Origin of the sequence: Virgibacillus sp. 7505, assembly GCF_002272135.1 — a bacterium.
Classification (GTDB): domain Bacteria; phylum Bacillota; class Bacilli; order Bacillales; family Amphibacillaceae; genus Terribacillus.
In genome coordinates, this window is sequence record NZ_NPBF01000036.1 from 1 (window position 1) to 578 (window position 578).

6 tRNA genes are annotated in these 578 nt (G+C 50.9%); all 6 read right to left on the reverse strand.

Annotation, left to right across the window (positions count from 1 at the left end):
* Positions 1-13: 13 nt before the first annotated feature.
* The 6 genes from CHH91_RS16545 to CHH91_RS16570 all read right to left on the reverse strand — a co-directional run bounded on the left by CHH91_RS16545 (position 14) and on the right by CHH91_RS16570 (position 573).
* Positions 14-90 (reverse strand) — tRNA-Pro (locus CHH91_RS16545).
* Positions 91-93: 3 nt separating this feature from the next.
* Positions 94-170: transfer RNA gene (locus CHH91_RS16550), tRNA-Arg, on the reverse strand.
* A gap of 10 nt (positions 171-180) precedes the next feature.
* Positions 181-265, reverse strand: a tRNA-Leu gene (locus CHH91_RS16555).
* A gap of 27 nt (positions 266-292) precedes the next feature.
* A tRNA-Gly gene (locus CHH91_RS16560) sits at positions 293-367 on the reverse strand.
* A gap of 13 nt (positions 368-380) precedes the next feature.
* Positions 381-466 (reverse strand) — tRNA-Leu (locus CHH91_RS16565).
* Positions 467-497: 31 nt separating this feature from the next.
* Positions 498-573: transfer RNA gene (locus CHH91_RS16570), tRNA-Lys, on the reverse strand.
* Positions 574-578 lie beyond the last annotated feature (5 nt).

The window sequence follows — 578 nt, forward strand, 5'->3', positions numbered from 1 at the left end:
ATTTAAGTTATAGTGGTCGGGAAGACAGGATTTGAACCTGCGGCCCCTTGGTCCCAAACCAAGTGCTCTACCAAGCTGAGCTACTTCCCGTAATGGCGCGCCCGAGAGGAGTCGAACCCCTAACCTTTTGATCCGTAGTCAAACGCTCTATCCAATTGAGCTACGGGCGCATATTTAAAGTGCCGAGGGCCGGACTCGAACCGGCACGGAGGAACCCTCCGCAGGATTTTAAGTCCTGTGCGTCTGCCAATTCCGCCACCCCGGCAAGCTGAATTAGTTGATTAAGTAGTTATGGAGCGGAAGACGGGATTCGAACCCGCGACCCCCACCTTGGCAAGGTGATGTTCTACCACTGAACTACTTCCGCGTTTAATCTAAAATGGTGCGGGTGAAGGGACTTGAACCCCCACGTCATAAAGACACTAGATCCTAAGTCTAGCGCGTCTGCCAATTCCGCCACACCCGCATAGATTAAATACGCACAGTATTAAAATGAATGGTGAGCCATGAAGGACTCGAACCTTCGACCCTCTGATTAAAAGTCAGATGCTCTACCAACTGAGCTAATGGCTCTAACA